We start from the raw sequence: 22,480 nt of genomic DNA, 5'->3' as shown, positions 1-22,480 counted from the left end.
TGGGTTCTGGTCGGCGAATGTCACTGGCCCGCGGTCGTTGTCGTGGCGGCGCGCAGGTGATAGTGCTCGGGGCGCAGTGTTCGGGTCTGCAGTCGGTAACTCACGACCGCGCCCGGCCAGTTGTTGGTGATCCGGCCTGCGGCGTTGCGGTACCAGCTCGAGCACAGTCCCCACGGCGTACGGGCGAGCCGGGCTTGCAGCTTCACGTCGTATTCCTCGGCCACCGCACGCCGGACATCGAGAGTGCGCGCCGGATTGCGGGACAGTTCCTGCAGTGCCTGGCGGATATACCGAGCCTGCGATTCGATCATGTAGACGATCGAGCCGACGCCCAGGTTCGTATTGGGCCCGTACACCATGAACATATTCGGGAATCCCGGCACCGATACGCCGTGATAGGCGCGGGCACCGCCTTGCCATTCATCGTCGAGCTGGCGTCCGTTCGCGCCGTGGATCGTCATCGGCCACAGGAACTCGGTGCCCTTGAACCCGGTTCCGTAGATGATCACGTCGACCTCGTGCAGCACACCGTCGGCGGTTTTCACCCCGGTCGGCACGATGTCGGCGATCTCGGTCGTCTCCACCCGCACGTTCGGCTGGGTGAGCGCCGGATAGTAGTTGTTGGAGAACAGCCCGCGCTTGCAGCCGGGCGCGTAGTCGGGCGTCAGTTTCGCGCGCAGCTGCGGGTCGGCGACCTGCTTGCGCAGATGATTCACCGCGATCTTGGTGACGAGACCCCTGATCGCGGGGACGTCGGCGATGCCGAGCGACAGGAACTCACACAGCGCCCACACCGCGAACCGCTCGGCGAGCCGAACCGGCGGCACCGCCGCGAACATCCGGTGATGCCATGGCTTGTACTCGACATCAGGCTTGGGCAGCACCCACGCCGCCGAGCGCTGGAACAGCGTCAGCGCCGCCACCCGCGGCTGGATCGCGGGCACGAACTGGATCGCGCTGGCGCCGGTACCGACAACGGCGACCCGCTTGCCCGTCAGCTCGATGCTGTGGTTCCACTCCGCGGAGTGGAACGCGGGTCCGTCGAACGAGCCGATGCCCGCGATGGTGGGCAGCGCGGGCCGCGACAGCTGGCCGACCGCGGAGATCAGCACGTCGGTGGTCACCTCGTAGCCGTCGGCGGTGCGTACCGTCCATGTCCCGCTCGCGTCGTCGAACTCAGCTTCGGTCACCTCGGACTCGAACCGGATCCGCTCGAGCAGACCGTTGTCGCGCGCCACCGCACGCAGATAGGCGTGGATATCGGACTGTCCCGAAAATCGCTTGGGCCAATCGGATTTCGGCACGTAGGAGTAGGAGTAGAGCGGGGACGGAATATCGCAACCGGCGCCCGGATAGGTGTTCTCCCGCCACACGCCGCCCACATCCGAGGCGCGCTCCAGAATGACCAGGTCATCGAAACCATGACGCAGCAGTTCCATCGCCATGCCGAGACCACCGAACCCGGTGCCGATGATGACAGCGGACGGCGTTGTCCGAGTGCGCATAGCGAAGCTCCTCCGGTGATGGATGTCTCCGGTCAACGGTAGGTCGCCGTCGACGCGGCGACGAGGATGCTCGCGGACAGAAAATTGACATTTCAGGCCATAATGGAGCATGCGCACGCGGCAGGAGCCAGAAGTGGACACGTGGGACTTCCCACGCGGTGTCGCCAGTGTCGCCGTGATGAACCAGTTCGCGGTCGAGCACGGCGCCGAGGCCGCGTCCATCCTCGCCGGCACCGGACTGTCGGTCGCCGACCTCGACTCCGCCGACCGCCAGATCGATGCGCGCACGGAACTGCTGGTGGTCCGCAATCTGCTGCGCGAACTCGGCGCCAGGCCCGCGCTCGGCATCGAGGTGGGCCGTAGTTACCGCATCAGCGCCTTCGGCATCTACGGCTACGCCTGGATCACCAGTCCCACCCTCGGCGAGGCGATCTCCTTGGCGCTGAGCTACTTTCAGTTGAGCTTCGCCTTCTGCACCCCGGTCGTGGAAGTCAACGACCAGCAGATGATCGCCCGGATCCGACACGATCGGATACCCGAGGATGTACGGCAATTCCTCGTCGAGCGCGACACCTTCGCGATGCATCGAGTGCTCGGCGACCTCCTCGGCCGGCCGGTCGACATCCACGATGCGCGGTTCGCTTTCCCCGAACCCGACTACCGGGACCGGATCGCCGCGATCCTGGGCGTACACCCCCGGTACGCGCACACCGAAACCAGCATTTCGGTCTCCACCGAAACCCTCAACCAGCCACTGCCGCAGGCGAATCAGGCCACGTTGGCGCTGTGTCTGGCGCAATGCCGAGAGCTGATCGACCGCCGGAGCACCCGCACCGGGATAGCGGCTGAGGTTCGCGACCATCTCCTGGCAGGCAGTGGTAGCGCGGGGATCGCGATCCCACCGTCACTGGACGCGGTCGCCCACGACCTCGGCACCAGCGGCCGCACGCTACGACGACATCTCGCCGCGGACGGGACCAGCTACCGCGTCCTGCTCGACGAGGCGCGGCGCGGTCTGGCCGAGGACATGCTGACCGCCACCGCGCTCTCGGTCGAGGAGATCGCGATACGGCTCGGCTACACCGAGGCAGGCCCCTTCATCCGCGCCTTCAAGCGCTGGACGGCCACCACTCCGGCCGCCTACCGGCGCACCCGAGGTCGCCGCTGATCACCAGGACCCGGGCCGCGCGCAACTCGCTATTGACGTTCTGCCAATATATCTGACAATCTGTTTTCGCAGATTGAGGCAGATGGCGTCCTGGGAGGCACTGATGACCGCACAAGCGGGCTGGGTAGACGACGAGATCGCGGCTGTTCGCGAACTCGCGACGAAGTTCTTCGAGAAAGAGGTGCTTCCTGGCGCCGAGCGGTACAAACAGCAGGGCCACCCCGACCGTGACCTGTACCGGAAGGCAGGCAAGCTCGGATTGCTCGCCCCGTCTGTGCCGGAAGAGTACGGCGGCGGGGGCGGCACCTTCGCCCATGAAGCCGCGATCATCGAGGCCCAATCGCGGGCGGGCGACACGTCCATGGGCATCTCGATCCACTCCGGGATCATCGCGCCCTATCTCGTCGAGTTCGCCTCCGAGGAGCTCAAGCGGCGCATTCTGCCCGAGGTGACCAGCGGCGAGTGCCTGCTCTCGATCGCGATGACCGAACCGGGCACCGGCTCGGACCTGCAGAACATCCAGACCAGGGCGGTGCGCGACGGCGACGAGTACGTCATCACCGGTTCGAAGATGTTCATCAGCAACGGCGCGCTCTGCGACGGGGTGATCATCGCCGCGAAGACCGACCCCGACAAAGGGGCCGCTGGGGTCTCGCTCATCTTCGCGGAGGTCGGTGACGACACCCCCGGCTTCACTCGGGGGCGGACCCTGTCCAAGATCGGCGGCACCGGCCAGGACACCGCTGAGCTGTTCTTCGACGGCTTGCGAGTGCCGGTCGGCAACCTGCTCGGCGAGGCCGAGGGGCAAGGCTTCTACCAGATGATGACGCTGCTCCAGCAGGAGCGGCTCGTCTGCGCGGTGATGGCCGTGGCGTCGATGGAGGCCGCGGTGGCGATGACCATCGCGTACACCAAGGACCGGCAGGCCTTCGGAAAGCCGCTACTCGGCTTCCAGAACACCAAGTTCGAGCTCGCGGAGTGCGCCACCATCGCCCGAATCAGTCGTGTCTTCCTCGACGACTGCCTCACTCGGCACCTAGCGGGCGAACTCGATGTGGCAACGGCGTCGATGGCCAAATACTGGCTCACCGATCAGTTGAGCGTGGTCGCCGATCGATGCCTGCAGCTGTTCGGCGGATACGGATTCATGACCGAGTACCCGATCTCGGAGATCTTCACCAGTGCGCGGGTGCTTCGCATTCTCGCGGGAACGAACGAGATCATGAAAGAACTGATCGCCCGATCCCTGTAGCCGCTCCGACACGGAACCCCCGCCGCCCGGGAATACCGGGCGACGGGGGTTCTGTCGTCGTAGGACGGGTCAGCCGAGTGTGTCCCCGGCAGCCGCCTTGACCCGCAACGACTCCGGGACCTCGAACCGCTCGCCGTAGGCGGCCCGCAGTTCATCGGCCCGTGCGACGAATCCGGCCAGGCCGCCCGCGTACTGGTTGATGTACTGGATCACGCCGCCGGTCCAGGCCGGGAACCCGATGCCGAAGATGGAACCGATGTTCGCGTCCGGCACGGTGCGCAGCACGCCCTCGTCGAAACACCGCACGGTGTCGAGGGATTCGGCGAACAGCATCCGTTCCTGCATGTCGATGAACGCGATGCCGTGATCGTCACGGGTGTACTTCTCGACCAGTCCCGGCCACAGGCCGAGCTTCTTGCCGTCGGCGTCGTATTCGTAGAAGCCTCGGCCCTCGAGTCGGCCCGGCCGATCGAAGTCGTCGACCATGGCGTCGACGAGGGGGTAGGCCTTCGAGTCGACCCAGTTCTTACCTTCGGCGAGCAGATTCTCCTTCAGGCTGCGCCGGATCTTCTGCGCCAGCTTCATATTGATCTCGTCGGCCAGCGCGAGCGCGCCGACCGGGTAGCCGGCCTGGGTGGCGGCCTGCTCGACCGAGGCCGGATGCACGCCCTCGGCGACCAGCGAGATCGCCTCGTCCATGAACTGGCCGATCACCCGGCTGGTGAAGAAGCCGCGGCTGTCGTTGACCACGATCGGGGTCTTCTTGATGGCGAGGGTGTAATCGACGGCACGGGCGATCGCCTCGTCGCTGGTCTGCTCGCCGACGACGATCTCGACCAGCGGCATCTTGTCCACCGGGGAGAAGAAGTGCAGACCGATGAAGTCCTTCGGGCGCTGCACGCCCGTGGACAGGTCGGTGATCGGCAGGGTCGAGGTGTTGGACCCGAGCAACGCGTCCGCGTTCACCAGGTGCTCGATCTCGCCGAACACCTTCTTCTTCAGGCTCGGATCCTCGAACACCGCCTCGACGACGAAGTCGCAGCCCGCGGCGTCGGCCGGATCGGCGGACGGGTGGATACGACCGAGGATCTCGTCGTACTTGTCCTGCGTGATCGCGCCCTTGCCCAGCGCCTTGTCGAGCAGCTTGCGCGAGTAGGCCTTTCCACGCTCAGCGGCCTCGATGGTGACGTCCTTGAGCACGACCTGCATGCCGGCGCGGGCCTGCACATAGGCGATGCCCGCGCCCATCATGCCCGCGCCGAGCACGAGGACCTTCTCCGGCGTACGCACGGGGAAGCCTTCGGGGCGGCTGCCGCCCTTGTTGATCGTGCCCAGATCGAAGAACAGCGACTTGATCATGTTCGTCGAGACCTGGCCACAGATCAGGTTGGTGCAGTAGCGGGTCTCGATCGCGAACGCGGTGTCGATATCGACCTGCGCACCCTCCACCGCGGTCGCGAGCACCGCGATCGGTGCGGGCATCGGCGAACCCTTGAGCTGCTTGCGCACATTCGCCGGGAAGGCGGGCAGGTTCGCCGCCACCGCCGGGCTCGACGGGGTGCCGCCGGGGATCCTGTACCCCTTCACATCCCACGGCTGCGCGGCCTCGGGGTTGGCCGCGATCCAGGCGCGAGCCTGCGCGAACATCTCTTCGCTGGTGGCAGCCACCTCGTGGATGATCCCGACCTGCAACGCCTTGGCAGGCTTCATCCGCTGGCCCTGCCCGACCACATTGAGCACCGCGTTGGTGATGCCGAGCAGCCGAACGGTCCGGGTGACACCGCCGGCACCGGGGAGCAGACCGAAGGTGACCTCCGGCAAGCCGAGCAAGCTGCCCTTGGCGTCGAGCGCGATCCGGTGATGGGTGGCCAGCGCGACCTCGAAGCCGCCACCGAGCGCGGTGCCGTTGATCGCGGCGACGACCGGCTTGCCCAGCGTCTCGAGCCGACGGAACGCCGCCTTGTAGGTGTCGAGGCCGAGCGCGATCTGCGGTGCGGTCTCCGGTGTCGCGTTCATCAGCAGGTTCAGGTCGCCACCGGCGAAGAAGGTGTCCTTGGCCGAGGTGAGGACGACGCCGTCGAAGGTGCCCTTCTCTGCCTCGAGCCGGTCGACGGTCGCGGTGAGGTCGCGGGCGAACGCCTCGGTCATCGTGTTGGTCGACTGGCTCGGGTCGTCCATCGTGAGCACGAGCACCCGATCGGCGCCGAGATCCCAGGCAATCATGTTGTCAGTCATAGCTTTTCGTTGTTCCTTCGGTATCGGAGTCCGACGCTCAGACGCGCTCGATGATGGTGGCGATGCCCATGCCACCGCCGATGCACAGCGTGATCAGCGCGCGCCGCGCCCCCCGGCGCTCGAGCTCGTCGACCATGGTTCCGGTGATCATGGCCCCGGTGGCGCCGAGCGGGTGGCCCATGGCGATCGCGCCGCCGTTGACGTTGAGCTTCTCGTCGGGGATGTTCAGCTTCTTCTGGAAGTTGAGCACCACCGAGGCGAAGGCCTCGTTGAGTTCGAACAGGTCGATGTCGTCGACCGTGAGCCCGGCCAGCGCGAGTACCTTCTCGGTCGCCGGGACCGGCCCGGTCAGCATGATCGTGGAATCGGCACCACTCACCGCGGAGGCGACCACCCGGGCGCGCGGCGTGAGACCCGCGGCGGCACCGGCGGATTCACTGCCGATGAGGACCAGGGCCGAACCGTCGACGATGCCGGAGGAGTTGCCGGCGTGGTGGACGTGGGCGATCTTCTCGACGTGGTGGTAGCGCTGCATCGCGACGGCGTCGAAGCCGCCCATCTCCCCCATCGCCGCGAACGACGGGGTCAGCCCGGCCAGGCTTTCCACCGTGGTATCGGGGCGCATGAACTCGTCGTGATCGAGCAGCACCGCGCCGTTGATATCACGCACCGGGACAATGGATTTGGCGAAGTAGCCGCCCGACCAGGCAGCGGCGGCCTTGCGCTGCGAGCGCACCGCGAAGGCGTCGACGTCCTCGCGGGTGAAACCCTCGATCGTGGCGATCAGGTCGGCGCCGACACCCTGCGGCACGAAGTAGGTGTCGAAGTTGGTGACCGGGTCCATCGCCCACGCCCCGCCGTCGGAGCCCAGCGGAACCCGCGACATCGACTCCACGCCGCCGGCGATCACGAGCTGCTCCCAGCCCGACCGAACCTTCTGAGCGGCGGTATTGACGGCCTCGAGACCCGAGCCGCAGAACCGGTTGAGCTGCACACCGGCAACGGTGTCGGGCAGCCCGGCCGCCAAGGCGGCGGTCTTGGCGATGTCGGCACCCTGATCGCCGACCGGCGATACGACGCCGAGCACGATGTCATCGATCGCCGCCGGATCGAGTCCGGGATGGCGGGTCTTGAGTTCGTCGATGAGCCCGACCACCAGGTCGAGCGGCTTGACGCCGTGCAGGGCGCCGGTCTTCTTGCCGCGCCCACGCGGAGTGCGGATCGCCTCGTAGATGAATGCCTCGGTCATGATTCTCTCCTCGCTCGAATCTGACAAAAGGATGCAGCAGATTTGGAAATCTGACAAGGCTTTGTGGCAGACTCGGCGTATGGCCAAGGATCGTGCGTACGCCGGTGTACCGGCCGAACAGCGGCGCGCCCAGCGTCGGGTGACGTTCCTGGAGGCCGCCAGGGAGATCATCGGCACCCAGGGCTCGGCTCGACTGACCGTCGGCGGCCTCTGCCGCCAGGCCGGACTGACCGAGCGATACTTCTACGAGAACTTCACCAACCTGGACGCCGTCGTCGCCGAGGTCTACGACCAGGTCATCGGCGAGCTGACCGAGCTGATCGCCCTCCGCGTGCGCGCCGCCCCCGACCCCCTGCGCGACAAGGTGCACGCCGCCATCGCCGCGGGCCTGCAAGCGGTCGCCGACGATCCGCGGCTGATCCGCATCGCCTTCACCGAAGCCCAGCTCAATCCCGCCCTCAACGCGCGCCGCACCGCGACGATCCGCGGCTTCGCCGCCCTCGTATTGGCGACAGTGAACAAGCAACTCAGCCCCGAAAGCACGGGAGCCGCGGGGGCGTACGGCGAGCTCGCCGCCATGCATCTCGTCGGCGGGCTGTACGAGACGGTGTACGGCTGGCTCAACGGAGCACTCGACCTGACCCGAGACGAGCTGGTCGACGAGTCGACCGAGATCTTCCTCGTCGTCGTCGAACAGATTCTGGGACCCGAAAGCCTCCTGCGGCGCCGGCGCGGACCGGGCGGCGAAGCCACCCTCTAGCCGCGGACGAGCGGATTTCGAATCACGCGGCGAGTTCCGTTCTGCACGAGCGTGTTCCGCCCTGTACGAACACGTCGATGCTGTGCGAGTATGACGCCGAGACTCTCTCATCAACTCTCACATTCATCGATTGCCCGGAGGTACCGATGGGGCAGCAAGAATCCCCGCACATCCTGGTCGCGGGCGCGGGCCTGGCCGGATTGGCCACGGCGGTCTGGCTGGCGGAGGCAGGCCATCGGGTCACCCTCGTCGAGAAGCGGGGACGGCTCGGCGGTCGCACGATCTCGTTCGAGGTACCCGGTATCGACGGCAGGGTCGACAACGGTCAGCACCTGTTCGCCGGTTGCTACGACGCGCTGCTGCGTTACGTCGACACCATCGGCACGCGGGAGCATCTCTTCTGGGACGCGCCACCTTTCGCGATCAGGACCGGACCCGACCGGCTGCTGACCCTGCGCGCGCCCACATGGCTGCCGGGCACGCTGCGCCGCGCCGTCGGGCTGTCCTGGATGGTCTGGCCGCCGATCCCGCTGCGCGAGCGGCCCGCCGCCCTGCGCACCTGGGCGCGGATCGCCCGCGCCGCGCTGCGTCCGGCACCGGAACTCGACGATCTGACCGTCGATCGCTGGTTCAGGCAGATCGGAGCACCGCCATCGTTGCGCGCGCTGGTGCTCGATCAGTTCGTCATCGGTCTGCTCAACGAGAAGACCGAGCGGGTGTCGGCCTCCCTGTTCGTCCAGACCCTGCACTGGATCGGCCGGCGCGCCCTGTCGGGGAACACCAGGGCCGGCGACGCGGTCTGGCCGCGGGTGAGCCTGCACGAGTTGTTCGTCGCGCCCGCCGAGCGTTACCTGAGGGCGCACGGCGCCGAGATCGTCGTCGGTGCCGGTGTCACCGACTTCGAGATCACCGACGAGCGGCTCACCGGTGTGCAGCTCGCCGACGGGCGGGTCATCGAGGTCGACGCGGCGGTTCTCACCGTGCCGCCGTGGTCGCTGACGACCCTGCTCGATCGTGGTCGGCTCGGGCAGTACGACCATTTCACCCCCGTGCGCAAGATCGAGCCCGCCCCGATCTCGAGCGTCTACGTGTGGCTGGATCGTCCGCTGGGCATGCGCAGGCTCGCGGAGAATCTGCGCGGCAGCACCATCGAGTGGGTTTTCGACACCACGGGCATGCACGGCGTCGAGACCGCGGCAGGGCACTGCTACTCGCTGGCCGTCAGCGCCTCGTGGGATGTCGTCCATCTGCCCAACGCCGAATTCACCGCGGCGGCACTGCAATCGCTGGCCGAGCACTACCCCGAGTTCGCCGAGGCCGAGGTGCTGCGCACCCACGTCATCCACCAGCCGCAGGCGACCTTCTCGGCACAGCCCGGTTTCGACGAGCTGCGCCTGCCGCAGCGCACACCGATCGACGGTCTGTTCCTCGCGGGCGACTGGACCGAGACCGCGATGCCCTCGACGATGGAGGCCGCTGTCGAGAGCGCGGTCCGCGCCGTCGACGCGGTCCACGAATATCTCGGTGCAGCCGGAACTAAGTGACCCACCATTCTAGGCATTGACGCTGTCACATCGCTTGATTCCACGATGAGACAGAAGTACATTGTGTCTCACGCGGCCGCAGGTCTGCACGGACGCAATAGCGCACATCCCTGCGGGAGAGCTGATGGATTACAACTGGTCAGAGACTGATCTAGCGTTTCGAGATGAGGTTCGGACCTTTCTCGACGAGAAGCTGACACCCGACCTACGCCGCGCCGGACATCTCGCGACAAGTGTCTATCCGGACCACGATGCCAGCATGAAGTGGCAGCACATTCTGCACGATCGTGGCTGGGCGGCACCGGCATGGCCGGTCGAATACGGCGGCTGTGACTGGAGCCTGACCCAGCACTACATCTTCGGCCGGGAGCTGATGCAGGCCGGTGCGCCCGCGCTGTCGCCGATGGGCATCAGAATGGTCGCGCCCGCGATCGTCGCCTTCGGAACGACCGAGCAGAAGGCGTACTACCTGCCACGGATTCTCACCGGCGAGGTGTTCTTCTGCCAGGGGTATTCGGAGCCGGAATCCGGATCGGATCTGGCATCGCTGACGATGGCCGCCGTCGACGACGGCGAGGATTTCGTGTGCACCGGCAGCAAGATCTGGACCACCCACGCGACCGAGGCGAACTGGATCTTCTGCCTGGTCCGCACGTCGCGCGAGGGGAAGAAGCAGCAGGGCATCACCTTCCTGCTCATCGATATGACCTCGCCGGGTATCGAGATCCGCCCGCTGGTGATGACCTCCGGCGAGCAGGTACAGAACCAGGTCTTCTTCGACAGCGTCCGAGTGCCGAAAAGCAATGTGCTCGGCCGGATCGACGACGGCTGGACCGTGGCGAAATATCTGCTCGTGCACGAACGTGGTGGGGCCCTGTCACCGATGCTGCAGGTCATGGCACAGGAAGTCGCTACCGCGGCGGCCGGGCAGGCCGGTCCGGACGGCAATCCATTGATCGATGACCCCACTTTCGCGGCGAAGCTGGCCGAGGCTCGGATTCGCACCGAAGTACTCGAGATCCTCGAGTACCGAACGCTGTCGGTGATGGCGCAGGGCAAGAACCCCGGCCCCGCCTCGTCCATGCTCAAGATCCTGTCCACCGAACTGAGCCAGAAGATCACCGAATTGGCGCTCGAGGCAGCAGGTCCGCGCGGTCGGGTGTACCAACCGCATGCGACGAAACCCGGCGGGCCGATCGCCGAATTCCGGCCACCGGCCGACGGCTACCGCAGCGGCGACGAGTGGCAGGCCGTCGCACCGCTGCGCTACTTCAACGACCGGGCAGGCTCGATCTACGCGGGCAGCAACGAAATTCAGCGAAATATCCTCGCCAAGGCAGCGTTGGGGCTCTGATGGACTTCACCTTCACTACAGAGCAAGAACTCCTGCGTGATTCGGTGGCCGCGTTTCTCGGCGCCCGGTACGACCTGGAGCAGAGTCGTCGCGCGGTCAAGTCCGACGCCGGGTGGCAGCCCGCTGTGTGGCGCGGTTTCGCCGAGGAGTTGGGCATCCTCGGCGCGACTCTGCCCGAGGAGGTCGACGGTATGGGCGGTGGGCCGGTCGAAATGATGGTCATCGCCGAGGAACTCGGGCGCGCGCTCGTCGTCGAACCCTATGTCGACACGGTCGTCATCGGGGCGGGTCTGCTGCGACGCCGCGGTGGTACGGCCGCCGATGCGCTGTTGCGGCAGATCGTGGCCGGTACGGCGCGCACCGCGTTCGCCGCACTCGAGCCGACGTCGGGTCACGCGATGCACGATCTTTCGACGACCGCGCGCCGCGACGGCGACTGGTGGGTGATCGACGGCAGCAAGACCGTCGTGACCAGTGCTCCGTTGGCCACCCATCTGATCATCAGCGCGCGCACCTCGGGTGCTCGGCGCGACCGATCCGGTATCTCGTTGTTCCTCAGCGAATTCGACGCGGCGAATCCGCCGGCCGGGGTGGATATCCACTCCTACCGGACGATCGACGACCGGGTCGGCTCCGACATCACCTTCACCGAATTCCGGTTGCCCGCCGCCGCGCTGCTCGGCACCGAAGGCGAGGCGTGGCCGTCGATCGAGGCCACGGTGGACGAGGCGATCGCGGCGATCGCCGCGGAAGCGGTCGGCTGCCTGCGCAAGGTGGTGGCCGATACCGTCGAATACGCCAAGCAACGCCGGCAATTCGGTCAGCCGATCGGCAGCTTCCAAGTTCTGCAGCACCGCATGGTCGATATGTACATGGAGCTGGAACAGGCGATCGCCGCGGCGTATCTGGCGATCCACGCACTGAACGCGGCACCGGAGGTCCGGGCGCGGGCGACCTCCGCGGCCAAGGTCACGGTCAGCCGTGCCGCGCGCTTCATCGGCCAGAATTCCGTTCAGCTGCACGGCGCGATGGGCATGACCGAGGAACTCGCGGTCGGCCACTACTTCAAGCGGCTGACCGCGATCGAGCACGAATTCGGATCCACCGACCACCACCTCGCCCGCTACGCCGAGCTGACGAGGCCGTAGTCGTGGCCAGCGGCGAGAGTTCGTCGCCGGAACCCGATATCCCGGTAACGAGCACGCCTGCGAAACCTGTGCGTGAGGACGTCATCGACCTCGCGCACCGGTGGTTTCTCGAGGGCAGGCGAATCGATATGCAACAGCTGGCCCGCGCCTCGGGGATCGGCCGCGCCACGCTGTATCGCTGGTGGGGAAGCCGGGAAGTCGTCATCGGCGAGGTGGTGTGGCGGATCATCGCCGAGGCGATCGATCGCGTCGAGGCTCGTGGCGCCGGCGCCTCTGATGATCGCGCCGAGCGCTTCGTCCGCCACTTCGGCACGCTCGCGGAGACGGTCCGCACCTTCGAGCCGCTGACCCGCTTCGTCGCCGACGACCCGGAATACGGCTTGCGCGTGCTGACTTCCGGCTACAGCGTCGTCCAGGGGCCGCATGATCGACTGGGCCGCGTCACGATTGACCGACCTCCCCGATCTCGATCCGCGCATCGAAGTCCGCGATCTCGCCTACGCGATCGTGCGCGTAGGCGAAGCTTTCGTCTGGAGCGACGTCATCACCGGCGACCCGCCGCAGTCCGGCAAGGCCACCGCCATGGTCGAGTTGCTCGTTTCCGCCGCATCCGGAAAACGCTGAACCAAGGAGTCGAATTGACCTATCAGACCATCGTTTACAGCGTCGATGCGGCCGTCGCCACCATTACGCTGAACCGTCCCGGGGCACGCAACGGTTTCACCACCGTGATGGCCGACGAACTGGGCGCCGCCTTCGCCGAAGCCGACCGCGACGATGCCGTGCGCGCGGTGATCTTCGCCGCCGCTGGGCGTGACTTCTGCGTCGGCATGGATCTCACCGCGGACGGTTCCGACGAGGACGTCACCGATCCCGCATGGGTCGAATGGTCCACCCGGGTCGTGCGCCCGATGACCAACCTGAACAAGCCCGTCATCGTCGCCATGCAGGGTGCGGCCATCGGCGTCGGCGTCTCCATGACCCTCGCGGCCGACTTCCGTCTTGCCGCAACCGATTCCCGCTTCGGTTTCGTCTTCGCCCGCCGGGGCCTGTTCCCCGAGGGTGGTTCGCTCTGGTTCCTGCCGCGGATCGTCAGCCTGGCCACAGCCAAGGAGTGGATGATCACCGGCCGCGTTTTCGGCGCCGACGAAGCCCTCGCCGCGGGCTTGGTCACCAGCCTGCACGCGCCCGAAGACCTGCTGCCCGCCGCTCGGGCCCTCGCCGCCGAACTCACCACCCAGGTGGCCCCGGTCTCCGTGGCCGCCATCCGGCGCGGCTTGGTCGCCATGTCGGGCGACAAAACCCCCGACGACGTCTTCACCCTCGATGCCCGCCTCATCTCCTACGCTTTCTCCAGCGCCGACCTGCGCGAAGGCGTCATGTCCTTTCTCCAGAAGCGCCCACCCCACTTCACCGGCACCGTGGCCACCGAGCTCCCCCACCTCGACGATTGGCTGTCCTGAACGGGCACAGCTGCTTCGGCGGGCTCCCCCGCAGGCTCGAGAGACCACCCGGACCGGGACAGCGGGCAATTTTGTTCGTAAAGTTCATGATTGTGTCACCGAACTCGAATACCGCGGCTGTGGCCGGGGCGCTGTCCTTGCTGACTGTGAGACTCGATCGCCTACTGCGCCTGCATCACACCGACCAGCCGATCTCGTTGGTCCAACGCTCAGCGCTCACCACGCTCGTCCGCGACGGCGCGATGTCCTCGGGCGCGCTCGCCATCCGAGAAGGGGTGCGGCCGCCATCGATGACGCGCACGATCAACGCGTTGGCCGCGCTGGGACTGATCGAGCGCAGACCCCACCCGTCCGACGGCAGGCAGGTCGTCGTCGCGGCCTCGCGATCGGGCCGGTCACTACTGACCGACAAAGTCTCGGCCCGTGATGCCTGGCTCGCCGGGCAGTTGAGCAAGCTCTCCGACGAGCAGGCCACCCTGCTGAGGCAGGCCGTGGTGATCATGAGCCACATCGGCGAGGCGGAACCCCTCCCTGAATGATCGTCTCGCCAGGGCGTGATGGGCCGGTCGGCTCGCCTCGAGCTCACCGGCCACAGCGATGTCAGGCGACCGTCGTGGCTGGATCCGCCTCAGATCCGGCGCATGAAGGCGAGCATGTAGTAGACGTTGTCGATGTTGCGCTCGACCACACTGACCAGTTGCCACCCCTGCGATTCGAGCATCTCGACACCGTTGAGCAGGTGTACGACAGGTTCGAAGATCGCGCGCTGATACGCGGCCGAACCGAATCCGAAGCCGCCGGTCTGCGGTGAGCTCAGCACCAGGTTGCGACGCGGATAGGACCGCAGGTCCACCGCACCGTTCAACACGGCGATGACATCGAAAACAGGCCCGGGCGCAGGAGCATTCACGCCCTCATCGTCCTACACCCACCGCACGCCCGGCACCTCGTACCACCACGACCGAACGCGGAGATCGTTCTCGCCGTGACCTATCCGTGCGAGACCACGGTTTCGGCGGTCTTGTCGGTGCGTCGTCTGCCCGGCGCCCACCCGGCGATGAGGACGGCCGCCCCGATGGTCAGGAATCCCAGCACGGTCGCGGACTCCTGCATGCCGTGAATGAACGCGGACTTCGCGAAATCGCCGAGCTGCTGTGCGGGCGGGCCCGCGCGCTCCACCACCTCGAGCGCGGCCGCGAGCGAGTCACCGACCGGTTCACGCGCGGCCTCGGGGAGACTGGGCAGGGCGGGGGCGATGCGCTCGCCGTACCCCGCCGCGAGCACGCTGCCCGCGATCGCGATGCCGATGGCGGCACCGATTTCACGGGCGGCATCGTTGACAGCCGCGGCTACACCGTGCTTCTGCACGGGGGTGCCGTCGACGATCGCCGCTGTCGCCGGCGCAGTGCACAATCCGATCCCTGTGCTCATCAGCAGCAACGGGCCGAGCAGGTCACCATAGGAAGTGTGGGAATCGACTTGCGCGATCATGAGCATCGCGACCCCGATCGCCAGCAACCCGGCACAGGCGGGGATTCGCAGGCCCACCCGTTCCGCCACCCTGGGCGCGATCACGGAGATCACCACCATCGGGATGCCCATGGGAGCGAGAGCGAGTGCCGACATCAGCGGACGGTAGCCCAGAATCAGCTGAAAGTACTGCACGACCAGCATGAACAGGCCGAAGGTGACCAGGAACTGCACCGTCACTATCGCGGTGCCACTGCCGAAGCCCCGGTGCGCGAAGAGCCGGATATCGATCAACGGGTGCGTGACCCGTCGTTCGACAAGGACGAAAGCTGTTGCCACGGTCAGCCCTACAGCGCTCGCGCCGATCACCACCGGATCGAGCCAGCCGCGTACGGGCACCTCGATCGCCGCGACCACGATCGCACCGATCGCCACGGCGCTGGTGACCGCGCCGAGCGGGTCCATCGCGGACCTCGAGGTGTCCACCGATTCGGGCAGTGTGCAGGCTGCCGCCGCGAGCATCGCGCCCGCGACCGCCATCCCGGCGAAGATCGAAGCCCAAGACCAGTTTTCGATCAGAAGGCCCGAACCGAGGATGCCGAGGATCGCGCCGACGCCCGCGACACCGGCCCACAATCCGACCGCGCTGCCTCGCCGTTCCTCCGGAAATCCGGCGGTCAGCAACGACAGCGTGGACGGCATCACCAGCGCCGCGCCGACCCCTGTCACGACCCGCGCGACAATCAGCCACGTCGGGCTGTTGAGCAACAAGGGAGCCACTGACGCGAACGAGAAGATGACGAGCCCCGTGACGAGAACTACGCGCCTGCCGTACCTGTCACCGATCGCACCCCCTGGCAGGACGAGACAGGCCAGCGCCAGCGTGTAGCCGTCGACAATCCAGGTGAGTTCGGCCTGGCTCGCCCCGGTGTCGGCCGCGATCTCCGGCAACGCCGTATACAGCGCCGCCATCGACGAGGTGACGAGAACTACCGCGAGACAGGACAAGGTGAGCAGCCAACGCTGGGCCGCGGACAATCGATCGCGTCCGGTGGGAACCATCGGGCCTCCGCTACTGTCAGTATCGCTTCGCTACTATGTGTAGCATAAGTACGCGACGGGAGGTAGACCGTGGGAAAGGTCCACCGGCAGAGGAATACTGGGCGATATGAGCGGAACTGACGCCGCCGAGGTCGACCCGCGCCGGGTGCGCTCACGCGCCCGGCTACTCGACGCGGCCTCCGCGCTCCTCCAGGACGGCGGCTTGGAAGCGGTCACCGTCGAGGGCGTGACCAGGTTGTCCAAGGTCGCCAGAACCACCCTGTACCGGCATTTCGACAACGCGCTACAGCTACGCGCCGCCACGATCGAACGACTGCTGCCGTCGGCACTGGAGACCCCGCCCGAAGGCCCGCTGCGCGAGCGCCTCGTCGCTCTGCTGGAACGCCAGGCCGAGGCGATCCGAGACACGCCACTGCAGGTGTCGACCTTGGCGTGGCTGGCGACCGGCTCGGACCACAACGCCGACAACGCGGCCATCAGCTCGCTGCGCCGGCGCATCATCGACCACTATCGGGTGCCGTTCGACCAGGTGCTCGATACCCCCGAGGCCCACCGGCAACTGGGGGAATTCGACACGTACTTCGTACTGTCGCAATTGGTCGGGCCACTCGTTTTCGCGAGGCTCATCGGCTTGCGCGCATCGACCCCGCAGGATTGCGCTCGGATCGTCGACGACTTCCTCGCGGCGCGCGCCAAGACTCCTCCGGAGTCCTGAACCGCCTGCGCGCCAACATCATTCGCACAGCCGTCGGCACAGTCCACCCGGATATGCTGCCGGTCGCGGGGACCAGCAGCACGACATCACAGATCCGATGTCAGCGAGTTGCCCTCGGGAATCGTGCCGCAACTCGATCCAGCGGCCTCGCCCGCGAAACGCGCATCGATCCACGAGACAGCGCCGACACTCCACGCAGCCAAGGTCGGGATGTGGCTGAGCTCGTCGTATTGCCGGTACTCGACGAAGGGGTTGCCGTCCGCGCAGTACCGGCGGGCGAGGCTACGGACATCTCCGGCGACCATGACGCCGTCACCGGCGCCGACCGTCGGCTTGCTCCCGTCCGTACCTTCCATGACCCCGTTGGCGCCCTGGGCGATGTAGAGCGGGATGGTCGGGGTCGGCGCGTTCGCGAGGTTGACCTTCTCGACCGCTTCCACCAGGGGCGCAACACTATTGGGGTCGGCGTACTCGGGCTTGACCATCTGCTGCCACGACAGGCCGGGATACTGGAACAGCACGTTGGCGATCGACGCGGACCGCAGTGCGGCGACGACCCGCGCGCCGTACGCACTCAGGTAGGGCGAGAAATCGAGGTCATAGGAGCGGGCGACACCGATGACCGCCATCGCGGCGACACCGGACCAGCCGACGCTGCCGCTGACATAGCGCAGGTTGTGCGCGGGGTTGACCAGCAGACCGCCCTGGGTGGCCCCGACGAGCTTGGCGTTCACATCAGGGGCGTAGTCCGGCGCCAGCGCCGCGGCCCAGTCGGTCGCGATCGCGCCGCCGGAATAGCCGACCAGACCGATCCGTGTCTGCGCCGTGAGCCCGGTGGCTTCCGAACGGACCGCCGCGCGGATCGAGTCGAGCGTGTTCATGCCGTACTCGGGCCCCGCCGCGAAATTCGCCTGCTGCCCTTCGGTATCGGCGATGATCACCGTGTAGCCGCGCGCGAGGAGGTCCGCGATCACCGTGGCCTCCGAGGTCAGCACCATACCGCCGAAGCTGACGTCACCGGCGATCGAGCGTGAGGGTCCGTGCTCCGGGTCGAGCGAGTCATAGAAGGACTGGTAAGCGACCGCCCGAGCCGGATCCACTCCACCGGGCGGGATCAGGATCGAGGTGACGTTGGCACTCGGCCGGTACCGGGCATCGGTGGTCCGGTATAGCAGTTGCACCGCGGTGATCGGCGTGGGAATGCCGACGAGGTGATAGGTCGTGGTCCGGCTGTCGAGGACAGTTCCGGGCGCGAGGCCGGCCAGCGACGTGTTGTCGCGGTAGCTGTAGAACGGATCCGATGCCGCAGAGACCGGTGGCGCGAATACTGTGGTCGAGGCGAACGCGACCGACAGCGCGGCGATCGCCGACATCATCGGGGCGACCGAGCGTGCATTCTTCAAGAATTTCCCCTGAAATCTGATACCGCTACCGGATGAAATCCAGCAGCCATTTCGAACGAGGCCGAGTCCGGGATCGACACGAATTCACGACCGCAACCGGACACGGATATCCGGTTACTGGAACGTATTGTTGACGAAATAGCCCCACTCCGTCAAGTACGCGAGTTCTAGTCACACAGGGCGTGCAGCAACAGGCCCCGGCATTTGCCCGCCACCGATGCCCGTTCCCGTTCCGGCGTCTTGTTCAGCAGCGCACCCAGCATTCCCACGGCGAGGAAGATCTCCTCGGCGGTGACGCCCCGGCGCACACTGCCACGACGGCTGTCGTCGGCGAGTTTCTCGTCGAGCAAGGCGTACAGGCGGCCGATGATGCCCACCAGGCGCGGGTCGCTGCTGTCCGCGACACGGAACAGGTCGAACAGCACCGCGACCTCGACTATCTGGTCGAAGATCTCCGCCAGCAGCTCGTCCAGCGTCGAGTCGACATTGGCGACCATCGACTCCAATTGGCCGAGGTTCTCCTCGAAGACCGCGAGGATGATGGCCTCACGGTTCGGAAAGTGCCGGTACAGGCTGCCTTGACCGACGCCCGCCGTGCGCGCGATCAGATTCAGCGCGACGTCGAGGCCGTGTTCGGCGAAGGCGGCCTTCGCCGCGACGAGCAGTGCGACACGATTCTCCGCGGCGGCGGCGGGTCCCCTGTTGGTACGGCGCGGCGAGCTCATCCGGCCAACGTTACCCAGCGGCCGATCCCGTCCGGCACCGAACGGCGCCGGACGCCGCTGCCGACGCGCGCGCCCGAGCGCCGGCGACGCGCGCCGATCACCTGCAAGAATTGATGAACCAACAATTCGAAGAATTGAGCCGACGCCAGACAGCTTCCGGTACCACACTGTACGGAATTCATACGCGGCCCGGCGTTGACCTATTCGAATCTAGCAGCGAAACCCTGCCTTACCAAACGAATGTCAGACATTTGTCCGCCGTTCCAACCGCGAATGCGCGATTGGTACGCACCCACAATCTCTACCCGCCTTCCCTCGCGGACCGGGAAATATCCGGACACGACAGTCCGGTTGCGCTAAGGTGCACCTATGCCGGCTTCCGCTCCCTCCGACAGCACATCCGGGCGCCGCGCGCGGCCGACCCGGCGCGACCACCACCTGACCGTGCGGTGAAGACGGCGATCCCGCGCACGCAACGTCACGTCCGCGAGCCGATGCCCGCGTCCGCGGAGGACACGGCGCCGGCCTTCGAATGGCTCACGGCTTTCGCACTGCGGATGCGATCGGAGTCCGAGTCCGAGCCGATCCTGTCCGCTGTCGACTCCGCGATCCAGGAGACCTTCCCGCACTACCTCACCGATGTCGAAGTCCATCGGGAAGTCCGGGCAGCCACCAGGGCCCACTGGTTCGGTTTCCTCGCGGTGATCGGGCGCTCGCAGTTCGAGGCGCGCCCACCCGCCGAGGCCGTGAACGGCGCACGGACCGTGGCCCGCCGCGGCTATGGCGTGGACATGCTGCTCAAGACCTACCGCGCCGCGCAGCGGGGGTTGTGGCGATACATCACCCAGGTGCTCCACCAGCAGATCCCCGATCCCCAACTGCGCGGGGCCGTCCTGGTCATCTTCTGGGAGCACAGCACCCTGTGGCTCGATACCTGCCTCGACGGCATCGTCGCCGCGTACATGGACGAGCGTGAGCACCACACCCGCAATTCCGATGCCCAGCGCACAGAGATCGTGCAGGCCATCCTGCGCGGGGAACCGGCTCCACCGGCCGATTCGCCCGACCACCTCGCACACTCGATGGACAACGTCCATGTCGCGCTCGTTCTCTGGACCGACCCCGAGGTGCCGGCGCGATACGCCACCGGTCTGCTGCGTGACTACGCGGCCCAGATCGCGCGCGCACTCGGGGCGCCTCCTCCGCTCCTGATCAGCAGTGGCGTCCACGGTTTGTGGGCCTGGATCGCCACGTCGCATCTCCCGGACATCGCCGCGGTGGCGCCGCCGCCGAGCGCACACCTTCATCTCGCGCTCGGCACCCCCCGCCCCGGTGTGGCGGGCTTTCGGCGCAGCCATCTGGAAGCCTGTGCCGCTCAGCGGATCGCGACCAGCGCACAGAATTCCGGCGCGGTCACCGCCTACCAGGACATCGACCTGGTCTGCCTGCTCACCGGCGACGGCGACATCGAGTCCGTCCGCGCGCTCATCGAACGCGAGCTCGGGCAACTCGCCGATCGCAGCGAGCAAGGCGCCCGCCTCCGCGACACCGTGTTCGAATTCCTCTGCGCCGCGGGCAATATCGACGCGGCCGCGAGCCGGCTCGGCGTGCACGGCAATACCGTCCGGTACCGGCTCAAGCAGGCGGAGCGTCGATTGGGTCATCCGATCGAGACTCGACGGGTCCACCTCGAGCTGGCGCTGCGCTGCCTCGAAGTCTATGGCGAGCAACTACTTCCAGCGCCATAGCCCCCGCGAACAACGGGCGGGCGGGTCGACCCGACACCGCCCGCCCGTTCTCGTCCGCGTCCCTTGCTCAGATCACGGCACCCACATCGGTGCGCACCAGGACATCCACCGCGCGTTCGGCGATCGCGGCGATGGTCATGGACGGGTTGCAGGCCGCGGTGTTGCCGGGCATGAGGGCGCCGTCGAGCACGTAGAGGCCGCGCTGACCGCGTACCCGACCGTCCAGATCGCACACGCTGTCCATGTTCGCGCCGCCGAGCGGATGCCAGGTGGACGGGAAGACCGCGTTGGTGTCGAGCACCTGCGCGCCCGGTCCCGCGATCCGCCGCACGGCGGGGTCGATGTGGCCCACCTGGATAGCCTGGTCGCCGTCGGAGGGCCAGCGCAGTGTCGCGGCATCCGAGCCCGTGTCATAGACGAATTCGCCGCGGCTCTCGCTCACGCCGTAGCCGACCAGCATGGTGCTGCCCGCGTCCATCGACAGCGGTGGCAGCGACGCCTGGATCACCGTGAACGCCGAGTGCGGATCGTCCCAGTTCTTGCTGCCGTAGACGACCGGACCGCCCTGCGCGGTACCGAAACCCGCCGCCGGATCGCGCCAGACATAGATGCGGTCGGCATTGGTGCCCCAGCCCTTGCCCAGTTCGTCCGGCAGATCCGGGATCGCGCCCGTGGCGCCGGCCCGCACCAGCAGGCGGGTGGTGTTGAGGCTGCCCGCGGCGAGCACCAGGGTGCCCGTGGTGATGATCTTGTTCTCCTGAACGACGCCCGCGGTGTCGAGACGGTCGACCCGCACCACCCAGCGACCGTCGGGCGCCCGCTCGATGTCGGTGACCTCGTGCAGGGTCTGCACGTCGACCTTCCCGGTTGCCTCGGCGGCCGCGACATAGGTGACATCGACGGTGTTCTTGCCGCCGTTGTTCACGCCCATCGCGCCGTCGCCGTTGGTGTAGGACGGCGTCATCTCCCCACGCAATTCGGCCAGCGCGTAGTTCCAGTCGATCGGCATCGGGATCTTCGACAGCGGCATCCCGGCCCCGCGCACCCGATCGGCGAAGACCCGTGCGGCCGCGTAGGGCGCGCTGTTGACCAGCTCGTCCGGCGCGGTGGCGAGGCCGAGCATGCGCGCGACGCGGGGGTAGTACACCTGGTCCATCTGCTGCCAATTCAGCCCGGCCGGGAAGTGCGTTTCGAACACCTCGCGGGTCGGCTGGAGCGACATGCCCTGATACACCAGCGATCCGCCGCCGAGACCGGCCGCGCACAGCGCCGTCATCCCGCTGCCCGCGACGGCTTCGACCAGTCCGGTGTAGGGCTCGAACAGCAGTGGCGTACCGAACAGTGACGGGCTGGAGCGATGCCAGAGCAACCGCTTGTCGGGCTGGGTGGCATGCGGGAAGGTCTCCGTGTTCGGCCCGGTGACCCAGCGCTTGCCGCGCTCGAGCATCAGCACCGGCACCCCGGCCTGGGCCAGTCGCAGCGCGGTGACGCCGCCACCGAAGCCGGAGCCGATCACCACCACCCTGCGTTCCTCCCTGGTCAGCGGGACACCACCGGTTCGGGCGGCTATCCCGTTCTGCGCGGCGGCGGCGCGCGACGATGCGAGCAGCAAGCCCGCGGCGGCGGCACCACTGAACAGGGAACGGCGGGTCATCGTAGACATAGCGGTACCTTCATCG

The 22,480-nt window shown here is 67.0% G+C and carries 20 protein-coding genes; 11 read left to right on the top strand and 9 right to left on the bottom strand.

All coding sequences use genetic code 11. The features are described from left to right. Positions 1–20: 20 nt before the first annotated feature. A complete protein-coding gene (locus ACFWFP_RS21370) occupies positions 21–1,505 on the bottom strand; it encodes a flavin-containing monooxygenase (RefSeq protein WP_379297590.1) in 1,485 nt (494 codons plus the stop codon). Between the two features lie 133 nt (positions 1,506–1,638). On the opposite strand from ACFWFP_RS21370, the gene ACFWFP_RS21365 reads away from it, so the two are divergent. Both ACFWFP_RS21365 and ACFWFP_RS21360 read left to right on the top strand, forming a co-directional pair. Further along, complete coding sequence (locus ACFWFP_RS21365) at positions 1,639–2,673, top strand: AraC family transcriptional regulator (RefSeq protein ID WP_379297588.1); 1,035 nt, start codon at positions 1,639–1,641, stop codon at positions 2,671–2,673. 103 nt (positions 2,674–2,776) lie between these two features. Continuing rightward, positions 2,777–3,925 carry an acyl-CoA dehydrogenase family protein gene (locus ACFWFP_RS21360; protein WP_379297586.1) on the top strand — a complete coding sequence of 383 codons (1,149 nt, stop codon included), beginning with the start codon at positions 2,777–2,779 and terminating at the stop codon, positions 3,923–3,925. A gap of 69 nt (positions 3,926–3,994) precedes the next feature. Here the strand turns inward: ACFWFP_RS21360 and ACFWFP_RS21355 are convergent, their stop codons facing one another. Then, positions 3,995–6,160 (bottom strand): 3-hydroxyacyl-CoA dehydrogenase NAD-binding domain-containing protein, encoded by a 2,166-nt coding sequence (locus tag ACFWFP_RS21355; protein ID WP_379297584.1) that lies wholly within the window; start codon positions 6,158–6,160, stop codon positions 3,995–3,997. A gap of 37 nt (positions 6,161–6,197) precedes the next feature. Then, positions 6,198–7,412 (bottom strand): acetyl-CoA C-acetyltransferase, encoded by a 1,215-nt coding sequence (locus ACFWFP_RS21350; RefSeq protein ID WP_379297707.1) that lies wholly within the window; start codon positions 7,410–7,412, stop codon positions 6,198–6,200. Positions 7,413–7,488: 76 nt separating this feature from the next. Between ACFWFP_RS21350 and ACFWFP_RS21345 the strand changes: the two genes are divergently transcribed. From ACFWFP_RS21345 to ACFWFP_RS21330, 4 genes are all read left to right on the top strand, one after another. Further along, the gene (locus ACFWFP_RS21345) at positions 7,489–8,169 is read left to right on the top strand and encodes a TetR/AcrR family transcriptional regulator (protein WP_379297582.1); all 681 of its coding nucleotides are present in this window, start codon (positions 7,489–7,491) and stop codon (positions 8,167–8,169) included. Between the two features lie 146 nt (positions 8,170–8,315). Beyond that, the gene (gene hpnE / locus ACFWFP_RS21340) at positions 8,316–9,713 is read left to right on the top strand and encodes a hydroxysqualene dehydroxylase HpnE (protein ID WP_379297580.1); all 1,398 of its coding nucleotides are present in this window, start codon (positions 8,316–8,318) and stop codon (positions 9,711–9,713) included. Positions 9,714–9,837: 124 nt separating this feature from the next. Next, positions 9,838–11,067 carry an acyl-CoA dehydrogenase family protein gene (locus ACFWFP_RS21335; protein ID WP_379297578.1) on the top strand — a complete coding sequence of 410 codons (1,230 nt, stop codon included), beginning with the start codon at positions 9,838–9,840 and terminating at the stop codon, positions 11,065–11,067. Continuing rightward, positions 11,067–12,215: an acyl-CoA dehydrogenase family protein gene (locus tag ACFWFP_RS21330; RefSeq protein WP_379297576.1), complete on the top strand. Its 1,149-nt coding sequence runs from the start codon at positions 11,067–11,069 to the stop codon at positions 12,213–12,215. The genes ACFWFP_RS21335 and ACFWFP_RS21330 overlap by 1 nt, the downstream gene beginning before the upstream one ends. Here ACFWFP_RS21330 and ACFWFP_RS21325 read toward each other — a convergent pair. After that, positions 12,191–12,640, bottom strand: a complete 450-nt coding sequence (locus ACFWFP_RS21325) for a hypothetical protein (protein WP_379297574.1) — start codon at positions 12,638–12,640, stop codon at positions 12,191–12,193. The genes ACFWFP_RS21330 and ACFWFP_RS21325 overlap by 25 nt on opposite strands. Between ACFWFP_RS21325 and ACFWFP_RS21320 the strand changes: the two genes are divergently transcribed. From ACFWFP_RS21320 to ACFWFP_RS21310, 3 genes are all read left to right on the top strand, one after another. After that, positions 12,639–12,839: a QsdR family transcriptional regulator gene (locus ACFWFP_RS21320; protein ID WP_379297572.1), complete on the top strand. Its 201-nt coding sequence runs from the start codon at positions 12,639–12,641 to the stop codon at positions 12,837–12,839. The genes ACFWFP_RS21325 and ACFWFP_RS21320 overlap by 2 nt on opposite strands. Positions 12,840–12,853: 14 nt before the next feature. Continuing rightward, positions 12,854–13,678 carry an enoyl-CoA hydratase-related protein gene (locus ACFWFP_RS21315; protein ID WP_379297570.1) on the top strand — a complete coding sequence of 275 codons (825 nt, stop codon included), beginning with the start codon at positions 12,854–12,856 and terminating at the stop codon, positions 13,676–13,678. 86 nt (positions 13,679–13,764) lie between these two features. After that, on the top strand, positions 13,765–14,217 hold the full coding sequence (locus ACFWFP_RS21310) for a MarR family winged helix-turn-helix transcriptional regulator (protein ID WP_379297568.1): 453 nt from the start codon (positions 13,765–13,767) through the stop codon (positions 14,215–14,217). Positions 14,218–14,306: 89 nt separating this feature from the next. Here the strand turns inward: ACFWFP_RS21310 and ACFWFP_RS21305 are convergent, their stop codons facing one another. Together ACFWFP_RS21305 and ACFWFP_RS21300 are read right to left on the bottom strand one after the other, a co-directional pair. Continuing rightward, entirely contained in the window at positions 14,307–14,588 is a 282-nt protein-coding gene (locus ACFWFP_RS21305) for a hypothetical protein (protein ID WP_379297566.1), read from the bottom strand. Positions 14,589–14,668: 80 nt separating this feature from the next. Beyond that, positions 14,669–16,210, bottom strand: coding sequence for an MFS transporter (locus ACFWFP_RS21300; RefSeq protein ID WP_379297564.1), 1,542 nt, complete (start codon positions 16,208–16,210; stop codon positions 14,669–14,671). A 106-nt stretch (positions 16,211–16,316) separates the two neighbouring features. Here ACFWFP_RS21300 and ACFWFP_RS21295 point away from each other — a divergent pair, with 106 nt between their 5' ends. Next, positions 16,317–16,925 (top strand): TetR/AcrR family transcriptional regulator, encoded by a 609-nt coding sequence (locus ACFWFP_RS21295; protein WP_379297562.1) that lies wholly within the window; start codon positions 16,317–16,319, stop codon positions 16,923–16,925. Positions 16,926–17,011: 86 nt separating this feature from the next. Here the strand turns inward: ACFWFP_RS21295 and ACFWFP_RS21290 are convergent, their stop codons facing one another. After that, positions 17,012–18,328 (bottom strand): lipase family protein, encoded by a 1,317-nt coding sequence (locus ACFWFP_RS21290; protein ID WP_379297560.1) that lies wholly within the window; start codon positions 18,326–18,328, stop codon positions 17,012–17,014. 167 nt (positions 18,329–18,495) lie between these two features. Then, on the bottom strand, positions 18,496–19,053 hold the full coding sequence (locus ACFWFP_RS21285) for a TetR/AcrR family transcriptional regulator (protein WP_379297558.1): 558 nt from the start codon (positions 19,051–19,053) through the stop codon (positions 18,496–18,498). Between the two features lie 449 nt (positions 19,054–19,502). On the opposite strand from ACFWFP_RS21285, the gene ACFWFP_RS21280 reads away from it, so the two are divergent. Next, positions 19,503–20,801 carry a PucR family transcriptional regulator gene (locus tag ACFWFP_RS21280; protein WP_379297556.1) on the top strand — a complete coding sequence of 433 codons (1,299 nt, stop codon included), beginning with the start codon at positions 19,503–19,505 and terminating at the stop codon, positions 20,799–20,801. A gap of 67 nt (positions 20,802–20,868) precedes the next feature. Here the strand turns inward: ACFWFP_RS21280 and ACFWFP_RS21275 are convergent, their stop codons facing one another. Continuing rightward, a complete protein-coding gene (locus ACFWFP_RS21275; protein ID WP_379297554.1) occupies positions 20,869–22,464 on the bottom strand; it encodes a GMC oxidoreductase in 1,596 nt (531 codons plus the stop codon). Positions 22,465–22,480 lie beyond the last annotated feature (16 nt).

The organism is Nocardia sp. NPDC060249, from assembly GCF_042728755.1.
GTDB lineage: Bacteria > Actinomycetota > Actinomycetes > Mycobacteriales > Mycobacteriaceae > Nocardia.
The sequence above is the reverse complement of the archived record's forward strand: the minus strand, read 5'-3'. Positions and strand labels throughout refer to the sequence as shown.